Here is an 18304-nt window from a genome sequence, read left to right as displayed (position 1 = left end):
GTCCGCCCACGAACGCTCCAGCGCCCCCGCCGCCATCGCGCCCACCGCCTCCGCGCTCACTGAGCCGTGCGCCTGCAACAACGCCAGCGGCACCCCCAGCTGCTCTCCCTTCGACTCGTTCGAATACGGCACGAACCCTCGCTCCACCACCGCCGATGCCCCCGGCACCTCCGTCAGCGCCGCCGTCATCAGCCCTCCCGTACACGCCTCCGCCAATGCCAGCCGCACCCCGGCCTCACGGCACCTCGCGATGACCTTCGGCGCCAACGCCTCCAGGTCGCTCACGCGCCGTCTCCCGGCACCGCCGCCAGCACCGACACCAGCACGTCGCCCCGGAAGGTGATGCCCACCGTGCCCTCCTCCACGCACAGCCCCACCGCCGGGTGCACGTCCGCCGGACACACCGCCTCCAGCCCGCCCCTCGGCGCAAAGCCTGCTCGCTGCAACCGCTCCCACCAGGCCAGGGCCGGCTCGTGGCGCTCACACCGCTCCGATTCGTTCACCGTGCCCACGATGTCATCCACCTCCCGGCCGAAGAATCGCTTGATGGCGCGACGCTCCGCGCTCGGTATCTCCAACGTATCCAGCAACTGGAACACGCGGGAGAAGTGATTCCACGCGTTCTTCAATCGCTCACGCGCCGGTGCACGGTGGTGATCCACGTGGGGCTCGCACATCACCACGCCCACCGGGCCCAGCGACGCCAGCCTCGCCAACACCGCGTCGCGCGCCTCCATGCCTGACGTCTCCTTCTCCGCCACGTGGTGCATCGCGAACGCCGCGTTCACCACCAGCGGCCGGCGCACGGCTCGCAACGCCGCCCATGTCGCCACGTCCAGGTCCTCCACCGGCGACTCCAGCTTCACGAACTCGAGCGACAGCCCCACCTCGTCCGCCACCGCCAGCACCGCGTCGCGCGCCTCCACCAGGCTCGTGCCGCTGGGGTCCACTCCCACCACTGTCAGGTGCCGGGGCAGGGCTCCTGTCCTCGCCAGCGCCCGCAGCAGGTTGCACTCCTGCCTCCCCTGCCCGATGCCCACGTCCAGCAGCGTCGGCTCCGCGTGCCCTCGCAGGAAGTCCGCGAGCAGCGCGTTCGCCACCGCGTCCGCCGCCGACGCCAGCGGCAGGTGTTTCATCAACCGCCGGAACAACTCAATCTGTGGCGCGCCTCCGTCCACCTCCGACGCCCGGTACGGATGCAGCGCGCCCGTCGCGCCCTCCAACCGGCGCGACAATGCCGTGGCGAACACGGCGTAGTTCTCGTCCTCGGGAATGCGCTCCGCGTCCAACAACCGATAGAGCGCGGCCAGCGCCTCGACCGCCTCTATCGTTCGCGCTGACAACGCATGGTCCATCGCCCGGAGCAGCAGTTCGTCCTTCGGCGTCCGCATGCGCCCTCCCCGCGGAACCCTGGCCGTGGCTTCCGCTCGACATGAAAAAGTGTAACGACCGCCCGTGGCGCGGCTCCAGGGGGCGGCACCTCGGGACAGAGGGCCGTGCGCGTTCGCACAGCGCGCCGCCCTCGGGGACGGAGTGGCGCGGCGCGGGGGGAATGGCGGGGGGATTCGAGCGCCCCGGCGACTCCTGGCACTGCATCCCATAGACTTCGCGTGAAAAGGCACCACCGGGATTCGCCTCCCGGTCCGTATGCCCTCCGTGAACCGACTTCCGCCACGGGCCGGGGAAGTCATGGGCGCCTTGGGCCGAATCCATGAACGCATGCAGTGTCCTCGCCGGGCCGGAGCACTCCGGCGCCAGCGCGGGTGTCACTTTCGCGGGGGTCCGGTGTTGAAGCGCCCGCCCATGTTCCTCCCCCGTGCCGCCCCCCTGGCGCTGACGCTCGTGCTCCTGTCCGCATCGACCGCCCTCGCACAGGGCGTGCCCTCCTCCACCAGCGAGCCTCGCGCCGTGGAGGTGGACGTCCACGCCACCGACGCCGGCCAGGCCCTCTCCGCCGAGGACGCCCTCCGCCTGGGCTTCTCCCCGGACGCAGGTGACACGGCGCTCGTGCCGCCCAGCCTCACCGCCGACGCTCCCGCCGCATGGCCTGAAGGACTGGAGGGCACGCCGGGCGAGGTGGAGCTGGAGCTGCTGGTGGACGTGGAAGGCCGCGTCGCGGAGGCGAAGGTGGTGCGCGCCGCCGCCGAGCCTCGCCTTACCGACGCGGCGCTCGCCGCGGCCCCGGGCCTGCGCTTCATCCCGGCCACACTGGCTGGCACTCCCGTGGCCGTGCGCCTTCCATTCGTCTACCGGTTCACGCCGCCCGTGCAGGTCCCCGCCTCCACCACACGCATCACCGGCGAGGTGCGCGCACGCGGCACGCGTCGCCCGCTACAGGACGCGGCCTTCTTCCTGGACGGCGCGCTCCAGCCCGCCACCACCACGGACGCTCGGGGTCTCTTCACGGTGGACGTATCGCCGGGCTCGCACACGCTGGAGGTCCGCGCTCCTGGTCATGCGACGACGGTGTTCACGGAGACGCTGACGCAAGGACAGACGCTCCAGGTCGTCTACCGGCTCCAGCCTCGCGAGGTGAACCCCTACGAGACCGTCGTGCGCGACGAGCGTCCACGCACGGAGGTCACCCGCATCAGCCTGCACGAACAGGAGATCCGCGAGGTGCCCGGCACGCTGGGCGACCCGTTCCGCGTGGTGATGCTGATGCCGGGCGTGGGCAGTCTCGCGTCAGGCATCAGCTATCCGGTGGTGCGTGGCAGCCAGCCCGCCGCCACGGGCTTCTTCCTGGACGGCGTGCGCATCCCGATGCTGTACCACCTGCTGCTCGGGCCCGCGGTGGTGCACCCGGACTTCATCGACACCGTGGACTTCTATCCGGGCACGCCGCCGGTGCAGTACGGCCGCGTGCTGGGCGGCGCGGTGGAGGGGCGCCTCAGCCGTCCTCGCGAAGACCGGCTGCACTTCACCGCGTACGCGGACCTGCTCAACGCGGGCGGCTTCATCGAGCAGCCCTTCGAGTCCACCGGCACCAGCGTCAGCCTGGCGGGCCGCTTCAGCTACTCCGCGCTGCTCATCTCGCTGGCGGCCAATGCCTTGCAGAACTCGGAAGCGGAGCGACTGCGCGCGGGCTTCTGGGACTACCAGGCGCGCGTCGAGCAGAAGGTGGGCAAAGGCCGCCTGCGCCTGTTCGCGCTGGGCAGCTCCGACGACGTGGGCATCTCGCCGGAGCTGCGGGCCGAAGCGGACGGGGCCGGCGTCGTGTCGCGCTTCCACCGCATCGACCTGCGCGGCACGCACCCGGTGGCGGACGGCGAGGGCGAGGTCGGCATCACGCTGGGCTGGGACGGCCTGGGCCTCACCGGCGAGCGGACGCGCGACACCGGTGGCGACCTCTTCCGCGAGAAGGTGGGCGAGTACGGGCTGCGCCAGGCGAGCATCGCCGCGCGCGCGGGGTGGCGCCGCACGCTGACGTCCTCGCTGGACCTGGCCGTGGGCGCGGACGTGGAGCACCGCCGCTCCGCCACCACGCTCATCGGCACCGCGCGGCCTCCGGGCTGGCGGCCCTCCGACGACGCGGATCCGCTCAAGCGGCCCAGCGCGCTGGCCACCTTCTCCGGCGCGTATGCGTCCGTCACGTGGAAGCCCTCGGAAGACTGGGTGGTGACGCCGGGCCTGCGCGTGGATGCGTACCACCTGGTACCGGGCATGACCTTCACCGCGGTGGAGCCGCGCCTGTCCGTACGCCGCACACTGACGGACACCCTCACGCTCAAGGGCGGCGCGGGCCTGTTCCACCAGCCGCCCACCGTGCTCGTGCACGTGCCCGCGGTCGACACCGCGAGCCTGCGCTACGGCCTCCAGTCCGGCGCGCAGTTCGACGTGGGCGCGGAGTGGAAGGCCTTCGAGGGGCTGGAGCTGAGCGCGGACGCGTACTTCAACCCGCTCTCCCGCGCGGTGGAGTTCGACCTAGTGGACGTGGCGGAGAACCGCCGCCGCCGGGGCGGCCTGGGCGAGGACCCCGCCACCACCGGCTACGCCTACGGCTTCGACCTGATGGCGCGCCATCCGCTGGGCCGCCACTGGTTCGGCTGGGTGTCCTACAGCTTCCTGCAGAGCAAGCGGAAGGCGCGCTTCGCCCGCATCGGCGACGACAACCGCGTGCTGGAGACGGTGGAGGGCACGCTGCCCTTCGCCTTCGAGCAGGCGCACACCTTCAACGCCGCGCTCAGCTACAAGTTCGGCAACAACTGGACCGTGGGCACGGTGGTGCACTTCAACACCGGCCGTCCGGAGACGGGGCAGCTCACCTCCCAGACGCAGCGCTGGGTGACGAACGGCGACGGCTCGACGGAATGGGTGCGGCAGGACTTGGACCGCACGCAGCGGCTGGCGCCGTTCTTCCGCGTGGACGCGCGCATCGCGAAGTCGTGGGCCTACCAGGACTTCACCCTGGATGCGTCACTCGACGTGCTCAACCTCTCCGCACAGCAGGAGGTGGTGGCCTACGAGTACCGCTCCGAAGGCGGCGACTACGAGGGCTCCCCCCACAAGGACGTCCGCCCCGTGCGGGTCCCCATGCGCATCCCCGTCATCCTCCCCCTCTTCGGGCTCAAGGCGACCTACTGACATGCGACGCGCACTCGTCACTTCCCTGGGACTGCTGGCCTTCACCACCGCTGGCTGCGACCGCTATCCCGAGGACCCCATCTTCGCGTACGGCCGCGCGCTCCACCGCGACGGCACGCCGCGCTCCGGCGAGACGCTGACCCTGGAGCGGCTGGAGGACGACGTCTTCACGCCGCTCACCACCGCCACCACGGAGGCCTCGGGCGACTTCACCCTGGAGATGCTGTCCGGGGACGCCGTGCGCGAGGAGGACTACTACAGGCGCTCGAACCGCCTGCGGCTGGCGCTGCCGCTGGACGCGGACGGCAGCGGCACCTTCCTCTCGTTCACCCTGCAGGACGACGTGGAGCTGCCCACGCTGAAGCCGTGGGATGCGCGCCCGATCGTGGGCAGCAGCGACCAGGGCCCCACCGTGGCCTTCCCGCCCGCGCCCCCGGCACCTCCCGTGCCGGAGACCGGCGACACGCTGGAGCTGCTCGCCGACGACGGTTCGACGATTCCCCTGCTGCCCACCGCCCCGGAGCCCCTGCTGTGGGTCACGTCCGGCGGCGAGCTGCTCTGGCGGCAGAAGGGCACGGAGTCCCCATGGACGCCGAGCCCGTACGTGCTGGAGGACTTCGCCGCGCCCCAGGTGCGGCTGCGCGCCGCCAGCATGGGCTCGTGGTTGTTCTCTCCGCTGGGCGGTGAGTCCAGCTCCGTCTATTTCCGGCAGGAATGGCGCACCGGCGCCGAACCGCTGCCCGCAGGGACGCTGCGCCCCATCAGTCGCGGCGCGACGTGCGAGCCGTCCTTTCCGGATGTCTGTCCATGGACGGATGGCCTGCTCACCCCGGTGGACTTCTGGGAGAAGGAGACCGACCCCCGCTTCCACAACGTCGTCATCACCCTGCCCCAGCCGGCCCTGCCGCGCCGCGCGGTGGTGCGCGGGCTGTACTACCTGCAAGGCAGGGGCGGTAAGGATTGGCTCGTCCTGGAGGGCAGTGTTGACGGCGAACAGTGGCAATCCCTGGCGCGCGTCGTACTGCGGGACATGAGCCCGCTGGAGCAGTCCCTGCGCGATGCGACGTTCGGCCTCTACACCGAGTCTGCCGAGGGGGCATCTCCCTATGGGGACGGGATGCTCCGCCTGGGCGTCCAGGAGCCCGTCTTCCAGGACGTGCCCCTCTCCAGCACCGGGCCCGTGCGCTTCGTGCGGCTCTCCGTGGAATCTCTTGGCTACGACGGAACCTCCCCACCTGCTGAGTTCTATACCCTCTCTGAATTGTCCATCTTTGAATAGTCATTACGGATGACCATCCAACCCCCGGAAGTTGCTTGTCTGGGTGGAGCCTGGGAGTCCTGCCCAATCAAATAAATCAAGAAATAAAGGGCGAACCGTTCTTCACCTGCAGCACCGCTCATTCGTGCCCGAGGAGGGCCCCGATGATTGCGCTGACCTGGACGTATGGGCAGCTCCTCAAGGGATTGACGGAGCGGGTGCGCCGGGTGCTGCTGGTGCAGGTGCTCATCCTGGCGCCGAGCTTCGGGGTGCTGGAGCTGGACCCATGGGGTCCTTCGCACCGAGGGCTTTCCCTGACACGTCTGGCGCTGTGGGGCTGCGCCGTAGGGCTGTTGTGGGCCCTGCACCGGTATGCCTTCGGGCGCTCGCGGGTGGCTTCGTGGCAGCGCGTGGTGTGGGTGACGGCGCTCTGTTGGCTGGGGCAGTGGCTGGGCGGCTTCGTCGCGCTGGAGGCACTGCCGCGCTCGCTCCAGCAGTGGTCCGAGGCGCGATGGATCCACGTGGGCTTCACCGTGCTGTTCTTCTGGGCGGCGACCGCGCTGCTCTACCGGCTGGCCGCGCCCATGCCGGAGCCTGAAGCCGTTCCCGCCGCGCCCACGGGCCCCCAAGCCCCGTCCGGCAAGAAGCGCTTCACGCGCGCGGAGCGTCCAGCGGGAGCCTGAGCCTCGCGCGGCAGCCTCGGCCGTCCGTGCGGTTCTCCAGGCGCAGGCTGCCTCCGTGCGCTTCGGCGATCTGCCGGCTGAGCGCCAGGCCGATGCCACTGCCCTGGGGCTTGGTGGTGAAGAAGGGCACGAAGAGGTTCGCGGTGTCCGAGAGGCCGGGGCCCTCATCCTCCACCCAGACCTCCACCGCGCCCGGCGAGTGCACCGCCCAGGAAACCCAGACACCGCCCACGCCCTCTTCCGACAGGACCGCGTCCACGGCGTTGCGCACCAGGTTGATGAGCAGTTGCTCCAGCTGGTCTCCATCTCCGGACACGGTGAGGACGGGGCCAGGGCGCACGGCGACGGGGCGGCGCGGCTCCAGGGCCACCACTCGCCGCACCCAGGGCTCCACTTCGACGGGGCCCAGCGTGGGTGGAGGCAGGCGCGCGAGCCGCGCGTGGGCGGACATGAAGCGGGACAGCGCCTCCGCTCGGCGGGCGATGATGCCCAGGCCGTGACGGGTGTCCTCCTCCCAGTCCGCGGGGCGCGGCACCTGGGTGACGGTGTCTCTTAGGGCGTCCGCGATGGATTGGATGGGGGTGAGGGAGTTGTTGATCTCGTGGCTGAGCACGCGGACCAGCCGGCGCCAGGCTTCGCGCTCTTCTTCACGCAATGCCAGACGCAGGTCGGTGAGCACGACGAGTTGGTGGGGCTGGCCGCCTTCGCGGAAGGTGCCTCGCCACAGTTCGTAGGGGCCGCCGTCCTGCTGCGCGAAGACTCGCGTGAGGCGGCGGGGGGCGGGGCCTTCCAGCAGGTCGCTCCAGCCGAGGGCTTCGGCGCGCTGGCCCAACAACTGCGCGCGCGGCAGACCCACGAGCCGGGCGCCCGCGCGGTTCACCAGCTTGAGGGTGCCGGAGGCGTCGAAGGCGAGCACCGCGACGTCGATGGCCTCCATGATCTGGCCCAGCAGCGCGCCGGCCTCCATCGCGCCCAGCCGCTGTTCGCGCAGGGTGTCGCCCAGGGCGTTGACCTCCAGGAGCACCTCACCGAGCGGATCGCCCGCGCGCCCGCCCCTGCCCCGCACGGAGTAGTCCCCTTCGCGCAGGGCGGCCAGCAGGCCCGCGACGGTGTGCAGGGGGCGCACGACGCGCTCTCGGAGCGCCAGACAGGCTCCGGCGTGGATGCCCACCACCAGGACGGACAGCGTCCAACGCACCTTGGCGGTGAAGTCCCCCGTCCAGAGGAGCGCGAGCGTGACGAGGACCGCGGGCAGACCCGCGAGGACCGCGAGCCACATCACTCGAAGGTCGTACGGCACGCGCGCGTTCGATTCGTGCGCATCCTGCGCGTGCTTCGTGATGCGCGAGTCGTGCGGCGCCGGAACCTGCCGCTCCTCCTCGTGCGTCTTGGCGCTCGAGCCTTGCGGTGCTGGCTCCGGCCTCGCCTCTGCGTGCCTCGCAGCGCTCGGACCTTGCGGTACCGGCCCCTGCCGCGCCTCCGAGTGCGCAGTGCCGCTCGGGGCGTTCGGCGATGGCGCCCCGCGCTCCTCCTCGTGCGTCTTGGCGCTCGGGCCTTGCGGCTCCGGGGAACCGCGTTTCACCTTGCGCCCTTGATGCCGTAGTACTGGAGCCGCCGGTAGAGCGCGCTGCGCGACAGGCCCAGCGCCTTCGCTGCTTCGCTCACGTTGCCGTCATGCCGGCCGAGGGCGCGCTCGATGAGGTAGCGCTCCACCTCCTCCAGCGTCATCTCCTCCAGGCGCGTGCTCCCTCCGCCCGGCGGGCCCATCCGCTTGAGCAGCAGGTCCTCCGCCTCCACGCGGTCCCCCACCGCCATCAGCAGCGCGCGCTCCACCGCGTGCTCCAGTTCGCGCACGTTGCCCGGCCACGGATACGCGATGAGCGCCTCCAGTGCTCCCGGTGCCAGGTGGATGTTGGGACGGCCGTAGCGCTGTCCCTGCGCCGCCAGGAAGTGCGTCGCGAGCAACGGGATGTCCTCGCGCCGCTCCCGCAGCGGCGGCAGCTGCACCTCCACCGTGTTGAGCCGGTAGAGCAGGTCCTCGCGGAAGCGGCCCTCCGCCGCCGCCCGGCCCAGGTCCACGTTCGTCGCGCTCACCACTCGCACGTCCACGCGCCGCGTCCGTGACGAGCCCACCGGGTGCAACTCCCCCGTCTGGAGCACCCGCAGCAACTTCGCCTGCTGCGTGAGCGGCATGTTCCCAATCTCATCCAGGAAGAGCGTGCCGCCGTCCGCCAGCTCGAAGCAGCCGATGCGGTCCGCCTTCGCATCCGTGAAGGCTCCCTTCACGTGACCGAAGAGCTCGCTCTCGAAGACGCCCTCGGACAGGCCGCCGGAGTTCACCGCGACGAAGGGCCGGTCCGCGCGCGTGCTCGCCGCGTGGAGGAGCCGCGCCACCACCTCCTTGCCCGTGCCGTGCTCCCCTGTCACCAGCACCGGCGCGGACGACGGCGCCACCCGCTCGATGAGCCTGCGCACCGGCAGCATCGCCCGCGACTCGCCCACCAACGGAGAGCGTCCGCCCTGCTCGCGGCGCAGGTGCTGGTTCTCCTCCTCCAGCCGCCGGCCGCGCTTCAACGCCCGGGACAGCTCCAGCTGCGTGCGCAGCGTGGCCAGCAGGCGCGTGTTGTCCCAGGGCTTCTGCACGTAGTCGCGCGCGCCCAGGCGCATCGCCTCCACCGCGCCCTCCACGCTGCCCCACGCCGTCATCACCACCACGGGCAGCAGCGCGTCCCTCGCGCGCAGCTCGCCCAGCAGGTCCAGGCCCTCGCGCCCGGACGTGGTGTCGCGTGCGTAGTTGAGGTCCATCAACACCAGCTCCACGTCCTCCGCGTCCAGCGTGGCCTTCACGCCCGCGGGGGACTGCGCGCTCACCACCGTGTAGCCGTCGCGCTTGAGCAACAGCCGCAACGCCTCCAGCACGTCCGGCTGGTCGTCGGCCACGAGGATGCGGGTGGTACGCGGAGAGGAAGCGGTGGGTTCGGACACGGAGGACGCCACGGTGATGAACTGTGCCAGAAAGGAGGGAGGTCAGTCGGCCCGGAGCGCGATGATGGGGTCCACGCGCGTCGCCCGTCGAGCAGGCAGCCACGACGCCCCCAGCGCCACCCCCGTCAGCAGCAGCGCGACCCCGCCGAACGTCCACGGGTCGTCCACCGACACGCCATACAGCAGCGACCCCAACAGCCGCGCCAGTCCCAAGGACAGGCACAGCCCCACCGCCACGCCCGTGAGCGACAGCCGCAGGCCCTGCGCCAGCACCAGCCGCAGCACGTCGCCTCGCGCCGCGCCCAACGCCATGCGGATGCCCAGCTCCCGCGTGCGCTGCGTCACCGAGAAGGCGATGACGCCCGACAGCCCCAGCGCCGCGAGCAGCAGCGCGACGCCCGCGAACAGGCCCATCACCAGCGCGGACAACCGCCGGGGGCCCGTGGACTGGTCCATCCGGTGCGTGAGCGAGGACACGTCGAACAGCGGCAGGTCCGCGTCCACCGCGCGCACCTCCGCCTCCACCTGGGCGCGCAAGGCCTCCGGGTCCCCGGACTTCACGCGCACCGCCAGGCCCATGTACACGGACGGCAGCTGCGACAGCGAGTAGTACGCCGCCGGGCGCGCCGGCACGTCCAGGCCCCACTCGCGCAGGTCGTCCACGACGCCCACCACCGTGGTCCACTGCATGTCCTGGCCGTGCAACTTCAACCGCTGCCCCAGCGCGTCGCCCTTCGGCCAGAAGAGGTCCGCGAAGGAGCGGTTGATGACCACCGCCCAGGGCGCGTCCGGCCCATCCGAGTCCACCAGCAACCGGCCCTGCCGCAGGTGGACGCGCAACGCGTGCAGGTAGCCGGGGGTGAGGGCGCGGAACTCCACCGCCTTCCACAGCTCGCCCGGCTGACGCGGACGCCCGTCGATGTCGAAGCTGTTGTCCATGGCGCCCCCCAGCGGGAGCACGTTCGTCAGCCCCGCGGACTCCACGCCCGGCAGCGCCTGGAGCCGGGGCAACAGGGCCTGCAGGAAGGCCGCCTGCTTCGGCCGGTCCGGGTACTGCACCTTCGGCAGCGCGAGCGCCCCGGTGAGCACGCCTTCGGACTCGAAGCCCGCGTCCACGCGCTGGAGCGCGAGGAAGCTCTTCACGAACAGGCCCGCGCCCACCAGCAACACCAGCGCGAGCGACACCTGCGCCACCACCAGCGCGGCGCGCAGCCGGCTCGTGCGGTGGCTGCCTGTTGCGCGTGCGCCTTCACGCATCGCCGCGTGCAGGTCCACGCGGCTGGCCTGGAGCGCGGGCACCAGCCCGAAGAGCACGCCCGTGAGCACCGACACCGCCAACGTGAAGAGCACGGAGGCCACGTCCAGCTTCACGCCATGGGCCCGGGGCAGGCCCTCGCCCACCGTGGCCACCAGCGCATCCGTGCCCCAGAGCGCCAGCAGCAGCCCCACCGCGCCCGCCACCAGCGACAACACCAGGCTCTCCGTGAGGAATTGCGCCACCAGCCGCATCCGGCCCGCTCCCAGCGCCGCGCGGATGGACACCTCGCGGCCTCGCGACACCGCCCTCGCGAGCAGCAGGTTGGCCACGCTGGAGCACGCCACCAGCAGCACGAAGCCCACCGCGCCCCAGAGCAGCCACAGCGTCTCGCGGACCCCGCCCACCACGTGGTCCTCCAGCGACTTCACGCTCATGGACCACCCCGCCTGCTTGTACTGGTCCACCAGGTCCGCCGAGCGCGCGTTGCCCATGCGCACCAGGTCCGCTCGCGCCGCGTCCAGCGTCATGCCCGGCTTGAGCCGCGCCATCACGCTCAGGAAGCGGTTGCCGCGCCGGGACTCCTCCTGCTGCTGCGGCGTGGGCGCGAAGGGCAACACGACCTCCGTGTCCTCCGGGTAGACGCCACCCGGAGGCAGCACCCCCACCACCGTGTGCGGCACGCCGTCCAATCGCAGCTCACGCCCCAGCACCTCCGGGTCCTTCGCGAAGTGCGTGCGCCACGCGGCGTCCGTGAGCACGACGACCTTGTCCTGACCCGGCGTCTCCTCTTCTTGCGTGAAGCCCCGGCCCAGCACCGGCGAGACGCCCAGCGTGGGCAGGAACGACGCCGTGGCGATGACGACGCGCAGGCGCCGGGGCGACTCCGCACCGGTGAGCGTCATGTCGTCGGGCCGGAAGGCCGACAGCGACGTGAAGGCCTTCGTGTGCGTATTCAGGTCTCGATACTCGGGGATGGAGTTCGACACCTCTTTGAGACCGAAGGCGTCGAAGTTCGGGGCCAGCAACACCAGCCGCTCCGGCTGGGTGAACGGCGGCGGAGTGAGCAGCACGCCCTTCACCACGCTGAACACAGCGCTGTTCGCGCCGATGCCCAGGGCCAGTGTCAGCACCGCCACCGCCACGAAGCCAGGGGCGTTCTTCAGGGAGCGCCACGCGTAGCGCAAGTCACCGAGCAGGTGTTCCATGGCCGTGTCCCCGCTTCAGCGCAGCTGTTCGTCCTGCACGACGCGGCCGTCGAACAGGCTCACCGTGCGCGTGGCGATGCGCGCGTGCGCCGGGTCGTGCGTCACCATGCAGAGGGTGGAGCCCGCCTTGTGCAGGTCGGACAAGAGCTGCATCACCGCCTCGCCGTTCTTCGAGTCCAGGTTACCGGTGGGCTCGTCCGCCAGGAGGATGAGGGGGTCTCCCGCCACGGCGCGCGCCACCGCCACGCGCTGCTGCTGACCGCCGGACAGCTGCCCCGGCAGGTGCCGCGCCCGGTGCGCCATGCCCACGCGCTCCAGGGCCCGCTCCACGCGCTGCTTGCGGTCCTGCGCGGGCAGTCCCCGGTAGGTGAGCGGCAGCTCCACGTTCTCGAAGACGGTCAGGTCGCCGATGAGGTTGAAGCTCTGGAAGATGAAGCCGATGTGCTGGTTGCGCACCTTCGCCCGGTCCGTGGGCGACAGCTCCAGCACGCTCCGGCCATCCAGCAGGTAGCTGCCGCGCGTGGCGGTGTCGAGCAGCCCCAGCACCGCGAGCAGCGTGGACTTGCCAGAGCCGGACGGGCCGACAATGGCCACCCATTCGTTCTGACGGATGGTGAGCTGGATGTTGGAGAGGGCGTGCGTCTCCACCTCCTCCGTCTCGAACACCTTGGTGAGCCCATCGAGTTGGAGCAGCGCTTTGCCCGGCACCGCACCCGGGGCCACGGCCTTCGCATCGCGGTCGTTCGTCATCGTCGTCATCATCGCAGCCTCACGCGCTCCACCGCATCCCACGCGGTCATGTCCGACAGCACCACCTGATCGCCTTCTGAAAGTCCCTGCACGACCTCCACCGCGTTCACCGAGCCGCGGCCCAGCTTCACGGGGATGCGCACCGCCTCGTCGCCTCCGGGCAGCAGCCGGAAGAGCGCCAGCGTGCTCTCCGACTGGGCTCCCGCCGGACGGCCCACGGACAGCACGTCGTCCAGCCGCTCCAGCTCCACGGTGCCCTCCACGGTGAGGTCCGGACGGGCGCCTTTGGGCAGCGCGTCTGGCAGCGACACCTCCACGCGCACCGTGCCCTGGCTGGCCGCGGGGGCCACTCGCGCCACGGTGCCCTCCACCACGCCGTTGCGCGTGTCCACCTGCGCCTTCAGGCCCGGGAGGATGTCGCGCGCCTGCGTCTCCGCGATTCTCAGCTCCGCCTTGAGCCGCTCCGGCTTCACCACCTTGGCCAGGAGCACGCCGGGCGTCACCCACTGGCCCAGCTCCAGCGGCAGCTCCTGGAGCACGCCGTCCTCGCCCGCGAGCACCTTCATGGACTCCACCTGCTGACGGCGGAAGCGCGCCACGGCCTTCAGCCGCTCCACCTGCTCCTGCTGTGAAGCCAGACGCTGGCGCAGGCTCTGGGACATGACGTCCAGGCGCTGGCGCTCCAACTCCAGACGCTGGCCCGCCTCCTGCGCCTTCTCCTGCGCCTGGCGCGTCTCCAGGTCTCCGACGAAGGCCTTCTGGAAGAGCGTCGCGTTGGCCTGGGCGCGGCGGGTGGCGTCAGCGGACTCGGCGGTGAGGGCGGCCACGGCGGCCTGCTGGGACAGCCGCTGCGTCTGGAGCAGTTCGCGCAGCTCCAGGAAGTCTCCTTCGGCGCTCGCGAGCTGGCGTTCGGCTTCCAGGGCCTGGAGCTGCACGTCCGGGTTGGACAGCTCCATGAGGAGCGTGCCGGCGGTGACGGTGGCGCCGGGCTTCACGTGGATGCGCTCCACGCGGCCGGCGGTGTCGGCGGTGAGCCAGCGGATGGATTCAGGCACCAGCGACCCGGTGCCCTTCACCTGGCGCACCAGCGGGCCGCGCTTCACCGTGTCCAGCCACACCGAGGCCTTGTCCACGGTGGGCGCGGCGGGGCGCAGCCGGGACAGGCCCACCGTCACCGTCACGAGCGCGGCGAGGCCCAGGGCGGCCAGGAGATAGGGTTTGCGGCGGGGTGCTCGGGCCTTCGGGATGTCCACGCCCCGGGCCATAGCGAGCCGTGTGCCAGGGCTTCGAGCCGGTGCAAGCGCCCGGAAACACGAGGACGGCTGAGGGGAGGCCGGCGGCGTTGACCGCTTGCGCGAAGGGCGCGTCCCAGGAACGGACACCGCGAAGAAGTGTGCTGGGGGTGAATAGAAACAGCGTCAGGCCGTCTGCTTGCTCGATTCAATTCCCACACAATTTCGAGGAACACCCCATGCGCTCCACCGCCCCGCGGACGCGCGCCGGCATCCTGCTGGCCGCCACCCTTCTGCCCTTCTCCGCCTTCGCCGACGCCCTGTACCTCCAGCTCACGGACGTGGGCAGCGAAGTGGACGCCAGCGGGCTGACCGCGAGCACCGTGGCGGAGCGCACGCGTTACGGCATCGAGGAGGCGCTGAAGAGCGCCACCACGGAAGCCATCCTGATGGACCCCCAGCACGAGGGTTCGCCCGACGTGACGGTGAGCGCGAAGGTGACGCGGGCCGGGGAGAAGTACCGGCTGACGTATCAGCTGGCCACGACGCACGCGCCGGTGCGCACCAAGACGCTGTCGTACGACTTCGCCAATCCCAGCCTGAGCGACAAGGGCTCGGTGGTGATGGCGCAGGCGGTGCTGGCCGAGGCCCAGAAGCTGGAGGCCGCGAGCCAGGAGATGCCGGTGGCGACGGGCGAGGTGCCCGCCGCGGCGGACTCGGACTCGCTGGTGTCGGAGCGTTCGAGCAACGACGCGTCCCGTTATGAGGGCATGGACGGGGACTCGATGGGGCGCGAGACGGAAAGCCCGCAGCTGCCTCCCCGGCGCGGTGGCCGGACGAACCTGGACCTGGGCCTGGCGTTGGGCTTCAACAGCCCGTCCGGCATCTTCGGCGGCGAGCTGGAGTACCGGGTGGCGCCCATCCTGGGGCTCAACCTGAGCGCCGGCACGGGCGCCTGGGGCTTCCGCGTGGGTCCGGTGGCGCGCCTGTATCCGCTGGGCGAGGTGCGCACGAGCCCGTTCCTGGAGGCGGGCATGAGCTTCAACATGGGCACGACGTCGACGACCACGCTCACCATCGGCGACGAGTCCGAGGTGTACACGACGGAGAAGCTGTTCACGCCGGTGGCGACGCTGGCGGTGGGCATGCGCCAGTCGATGGGCCCCATGTACCTGGGTCTGCGCGCGGGCTGGGGCTTCCGCCTGCGTGAGGACAACTGGACCACGTCGGACGGCCGCGACCCGAACCTCTTCGACGCGCTCGATATCGGCACCAGCCAGCACGGCGGCTTCCTGTGCAGCGTCACGCTGGGCATGTCGATCTTCTAGCGGTGCTACGGGCGGGGCGAGGGAGCCGGTGAGCCCGCGTCCTGCCAGGAGCGCGGCAGGAACGGGGAGGGCCCGTCGCCCAGCGCTTCTGGAGACGCGGTTCCGGGCTCTCCGGGCGTGGCGGACACGCCGGCATCCTCGGGCTTCGCGACATCGGGCTGGCCGTCGATGAGCCGCCGGAGGATCCGGCCATCCCGGTGGATGGCGTAGCTCGCGCCGGAGTCCAGCGCGGGATGTGTACGGCCACAGGCCTTCGGATCTTCATCGATGCGGATGAAGATGACGTCGCCCTGCCGGACGACGCGGTACTGCTGAGATTCCCAGCGGCTTCCACACGACACGGAGGTGTCTCGCGGTGGAAGCAGGTCCCGGGCGGCGACGGTGAGTGCTCGCAGCGTGTCGCCATCCAGTTCGTACACCGTGCCTTCGGACCCCAGTGAGACAGCGGGTTGCGCGAAGAACGGCGGGAAGGCGATGGAGGGGTCCTCCTCGGAGTTCGAGGGAGACGGCGCGGCGGCTCTCATGCAGCCCGCCAGCACGAGCGCGGAGGCCAGGATGGAATAGGTCTTCTTCATGAAGGCTCCTGGCGGCTACTTCTCATCGATCCGGTAGTGCGTCTCATCCTGCCAGGTGACCGTACCCAGCACTTCCTGGCGCCATCCACCGCGGACTCCACCGGTCCACTTCTTCAGTTCGCCTGTCACCGGGATGTACTGGAAGAAACCGTCACATGAGGGATGGTCCAGGCCGTCGGAGTTCGAGAAGAACGCGACGATCGACAGGGGGACCTTCTTCCCTCCGACATCCATGACCCATCCATGGACGCGTCCCATGGAGACGATCATCCGGAGGTCGCCGTCGGAGAGATGTCCCTCATAGGGATGGTTGTGCAGCGCGAAGACGTACTTGAGGCTTCCTGGCGGGAAACGAGAGTCATCGACAGTCTCGGGCAGCAGGCAACTGCGCCTGCGGTCCAGGTCGTCCTGCGCTGACTGGTCCGTCAGCATGCTCATCTCGTACTTGCCGACCGGCGTGTAATACAGCCAGGCGCAGTACTCCTTCGAGATGCGCCAGCGGATATTGAAGTCCTGGGCTCCCTTGCGGCCAGCGGTCGCATGGGGCTGGGAAAGAATCACGGGACACGCGGCCATCAACGCGTCGGAGAAGGTGTCGAACGGGCCGAAGCCGGGCATCGGTCCCGGAAGACTTGCCAGCCTCTCTCCAGGTCTGCCCCGGACGACACCGGGCGTGGGCTGGGGCGCGGAGCACGACAGGCTCGCGAGCAGCCCTGTCATCCACAACCATCGCCAACGCACGGACATGCGCCCAGCCTATCCCTTCCAGGTAGGCTCGCGCGCCATGCCGGCCTCCCTGCTTGAAGTGTTCCTGGACCACGCCCGTCACGAGCCCTCTCGCCCGCTGATCTCCTTCGAGGGGACCACGTACACGCGAGGACAGCTGGCGGAGCGGGTCACCGCGTTTGCTCGCGGACTCAAGGTCCGGGGGCTGGCTCCGGGCGACCGCGTCGCGCTCTTCCTGGAGAACAGCGACGCGTTCGTCATCACCTGGCTGGGTGTCCAGGCCGCGGGCTGCGTCGCCGTGCTCGTCAATACGGCCTACCGTCAGGTGGAGCTGGCCCACATCCTCTCCGACGCCGAGGTGAAGGTCTGCGTCACCGGCACCGCTGGCGCCTCGGAGCTCGCGCCGCTGCGTGACCAGCTCCCGTCCCTGCAATGGCTCATCACCGCGGAGCCGCCTCTCCCCGGGCTCCCCGCGTCCCTCCCAACCGTGGCGTTCCAGGAGGTTCTCATACAGGGCGCCTCATCCACCGCGCCCCTGCCCCTGCCTCGCGCGGAGGACCTCGCCGTGCTGGGCTACACGTCCGGCACCACCGGCCGCTCCAAGGGCGCCATGCTCCAGCACCGGCAGCTGCTCTCCAACGTGCGCGCCGTCACCGAAGCCTGGCGCTGGACCGACGCGGATCGGCTCCTGCTCACCCTTCCCCTCTTCCACACCCACGGCCTCATGGTGGGCCTCCACGGCACCCTCTTCACCGGCGCCAGCGCGGACCTGCGCCGCCGCTTCGTCGCCTCCGAAGCGCTCACCGCCCTGCACGACGACGCGTCCCTCACCCTCTTCTTCGGCGTGCCCACCATGTACGGCCGCCTCCTGGAGGAATCCCGCCGCACCGGCGTGACGCCGCATCCCTTGCGCCTGTGGGTCTCCGGCTCCGCCCCCCTGAGCCCCCAGCTGTGCCTGGACATCGAGGCGCGCTTCGGCGCCCGCATCCTGGAGCGCTACGGGATGACCGAAACGATCATGAACACCACCCAGCCCTACGACGGCGAACGCCGCCCCGGCACCGTGGGCATGCCCTTCCCCGGCCAGGAGGCCCGCGTCGTGGACGTGCGCTCCCGCCAGCCCCTGCCCCGCGGCGAAACAGGCGAAATCGAAGTCCGTGGCCCCCACGTCTTCACCGGCTACTGGCGCCGCCCGGACGCCACCGCCGAAGCCTTCGACGCCGAGGGCTGGTTCCGCACCGGCGACCTGGGCGAATGGGACCCGGACGGATTCCTGCGCATCACCGGCCGGGCCCGGGAGCTCATCATCAGCGGTGGCTTCAACATCTACCCCCGCGAAGTCGAAGAGGTCCTCACCGCGCACCCCGCCGTCGCCGAGGCCGCCGTCCTGGGCCTGCCCGACCCGGACTTCGGTGAGCAGGTCGTCGCCGTCATCGTCCCCCACCCCGGCGCCTCCACCGACGCCCAGGCCCTGGTGGACTGGTGCCGCGAACGGCTCGCTGCCTTCAAGAAGCCGCGCCGCGTCGTCTTCACCGACGCCCTGCCCCGCAACGCCCTCGGAAAGGTCCAGAAACACATCCTCAAGGAGCGCCTGGCCGGCTCCCAGGCCACATCCACCGCCACCTGACCAACAGAACGCACACCGTCCCCTGGCCGAACTGGCGCGCGGACCTACCTTCTCGGGCGAGAGAAAATGGAGCCACCGCCTGAAGTCCGACAC

At 70.8% G+C, this 18304-nt stretch carries 14 protein-coding genes; 5 read left to right on the top strand and 9 right to left on the bottom strand.

Features of this window, described 5'->3' with window-relative positions:
• Nucleotides 1–285, bottom strand: a 285-nt coding sequence (locus D7Y11_RS33860; protein ID WP_148139248.1) for a CinA family protein, incomplete at its 3' end; no start/stop codon positions are given.
• Entirely contained in the window at nucleotides 282–1391 is a 1110-nt protein-coding gene (locus tag D7Y11_RS33855) for a GRAS family protein (RefSeq protein ID WP_120581460.1), read from the bottom strand. The genes D7Y11_RS33860 and D7Y11_RS33855, both read right to left, overlap by 4 nt.
• A gap of 412 nt (nucleotides 1392–1803) precedes the next feature.
• Between D7Y11_RS33855 and D7Y11_RS33850 the strand changes: the two genes are divergently transcribed.
• The 3 genes from D7Y11_RS33850 (at nucleotide 1804) to D7Y11_RS33840 (ending at nucleotide 6525) form a co-directional block, all read left to right on the top strand.
• Nucleotides 1804–4584, top strand: a complete 2781-nt coding sequence (locus tag D7Y11_RS33850) for a TonB-dependent receptor (RefSeq protein ID WP_126935764.1) — start codon at nucleotides 1804–1806, stop codon at nucleotides 4582–4584.
• A gap of 1 nt (nucleotide 4585) precedes the next feature.
• Nucleotides 4586–5863, top strand: coding sequence for a hypothetical protein (locus D7Y11_RS33845; RefSeq protein WP_126935763.1), 1278 nt, complete (start codon nucleotides 4586–4588; stop codon nucleotides 5861–5863).
• Nucleotides 5864–6006: 143 nt separating this feature from the next.
• Complete coding sequence (locus D7Y11_RS33840; protein WP_120580609.1) at nucleotides 6007–6525, top strand: hypothetical protein; 519 nt, start codon at nucleotides 6007–6009, stop codon at nucleotides 6523–6525.
• Here the strand turns inward: D7Y11_RS33840 and D7Y11_RS33835 are convergent.
• The 5 genes from D7Y11_RS33835 to D7Y11_RS33815 all read right to left on the bottom strand — a co-directional run bounded on the left by D7Y11_RS33835 (nucleotide 6494) and on the right by D7Y11_RS33815 (nucleotide 13976).
• Nucleotides 6494–7804 carry a PAS domain-containing sensor histidine kinase gene (locus tag D7Y11_RS33835; protein WP_121755286.1) on the bottom strand — a complete coding sequence of 437 codons (1311 nt, stop codon included), beginning with the start codon at nucleotides 7802–7804 and terminating at the stop codon, nucleotides 6494–6496. The genes D7Y11_RS33840 and D7Y11_RS33835 overlap by 32 nt on opposite strands.
• A gap of 299 nt (nucleotides 7805–8103) precedes the next feature.
• Complete coding sequence (locus D7Y11_RS33830) at nucleotides 8104–9510, bottom strand: sigma-54 dependent transcriptional regulator (protein ID WP_233597420.1); 1407 nt, start codon at nucleotides 9508–9510, stop codon at nucleotides 8104–8106.
• A gap of 42 nt (nucleotides 9511–9552) precedes the next feature.
• A complete protein-coding gene (locus D7Y11_RS33825; RefSeq protein WP_126935762.1) occupies nucleotides 9553–11973 on the bottom strand; it encodes an ABC transporter permease in 2421 nt (806 codons plus the stop codon).
• 15 nt (nucleotides 11974–11988) lie between these two features.
• A complete protein-coding gene (locus D7Y11_RS33820; protein WP_120580605.1) occupies nucleotides 11989–12735 on the bottom strand; it encodes an ABC transporter ATP-binding protein in 747 nt (248 codons plus the stop codon).
• Nucleotides 12732–13976: an HlyD family secretion protein gene (locus tag D7Y11_RS33815; RefSeq protein ID WP_126935761.1), complete on the bottom strand. Its 1245-nt coding sequence runs from the start codon at nucleotides 13974–13976 to the stop codon at nucleotides 12732–12734. The genes D7Y11_RS33820 and D7Y11_RS33815 overlap by 4 nt, the downstream gene beginning before the upstream one ends.
• 218 nt (nucleotides 13977–14194) lie before the next feature.
• Here D7Y11_RS33815 and D7Y11_RS33810 point away from each other — a divergent pair, with 218 nt between their 5' ends.
• Complete coding sequence (locus D7Y11_RS33810; protein ID WP_126935760.1) at nucleotides 14195–15283, top strand: hypothetical protein; 1089 nt, start codon at nucleotides 14195–14197, stop codon at nucleotides 15281–15283.
• 5 nt (nucleotides 15284–15288) lie between these two features.
• On the opposite strand, the gene D7Y11_RS33805 is transcribed toward D7Y11_RS33810, so the two are convergent.
• Nucleotides 15289–15858 (bottom strand): hypothetical protein, encoded by a 570-nt coding sequence (locus D7Y11_RS33805; protein ID WP_126935759.1) that lies wholly within the window; start codon nucleotides 15856–15858, stop codon nucleotides 15289–15291.
• Between the two features lie 15 nt (nucleotides 15859–15873).
• Nucleotides 15874–16476 carry a hypothetical protein gene (locus tag D7Y11_RS33800; RefSeq protein ID WP_126935758.1) on the bottom strand — a complete coding sequence of 201 codons (603 nt, stop codon included), beginning with the start codon at nucleotides 16474–16476 and terminating at the stop codon, nucleotides 15874–15876.
• A gap of 166 nt (nucleotides 16477–16642) precedes the next feature.
• Between D7Y11_RS33800 and D7Y11_RS33795 the strand changes: the two genes are divergently transcribed.
• A complete protein-coding gene (locus D7Y11_RS33795) occupies nucleotides 16643–18211 on the top strand; it encodes an AMP-binding protein (RefSeq protein WP_126935757.1) in 1569 nt (522 codons plus the stop codon).
• The last annotated feature ends 93 nt before the right edge of the window (nucleotides 18212–18304 follow it).

The sequence above is a fragment of the Corallococcus sp. AB018 genome, from assembly GCF_003986945.1.
Lineage (GTDB): Bacteria > Myxococcota > Myxococcia > Myxococcales > Myxococcaceae > Corallococcus > Corallococcus exiguus.
This window is presented reverse-complemented; position numbering and strand designations above follow the sequence as displayed.

Coding starts and splice junctions, on each gene's coding strand:
- D7Y11_RS33850 (WP_126935764.1), top strand. CDS start 1,804: ATGTTCCTCCCCCGTGCCGCCCCCCTGGCGCTGACGCTCGTGCTCCTG.
- D7Y11_RS33840 (WP_120580609.1), top strand. CDS start 6,007: ATGATTGCGCTGACCTGGACGTATGGGCAGCTCCTCAAGGGATTGACG.
- D7Y11_RS33810 (WP_126935760.1), top strand. CDS start 14,195: ATGCGCTCCACCGCCCCGCGGACGCGCGCCGGCATCCTGCTGGCCGCC.
- D7Y11_RS33795 (WP_126935757.1), top strand. CDS start 16,643: ATGCCGGCCTCCCTGCTTGAAGTGTTCCTGGACCACGCCCGTCACGAG.
- D7Y11_RS33800 (WP_126935758.1), bottom strand. CDS start 16,476: ATGCCCGGCTTCGGCCCGTTCGACACCTTCTCCGACGCGTTGATGGCC.
- D7Y11_RS33835 (WP_121755286.1), bottom strand. CDS start 7,804: ATGTGGCTCGCGGTCCTCGCGGGTCTGCCCGCGGTCCTCGTCACGCTC.
- D7Y11_RS33805 (WP_126935759.1), bottom strand. CDS start 15,858: ATGAAGAAGACCTATTCCATCCTGGCCTCCGCGCTCGTGCTGGCGGGC.
- D7Y11_RS33820 (WP_120580605.1), bottom strand. CDS start 12,735: ATGATGACGACGATGACGAACGACCGCGATGCGAAGGCCGTGGCCCCG.
- D7Y11_RS33825 (WP_126935762.1), bottom strand. CDS start 11,973: ATGGAACACCTGCTCGGTGACTTGCGCTACGCGTGGCGCTCCCTGAAG.
- D7Y11_RS33855 (WP_120581460.1), bottom strand. CDS start 1,391: ATGCGGACGCCGAAGGACGAACTGCTGCTCCGGGCGATGGACCATGCG.
- D7Y11_RS33845 (WP_126935763.1), top strand. CDS start 4,586: ATGCGACGCGCACTCGTCACTTCCCTGGGACTGCTGGCCTTCACCACC.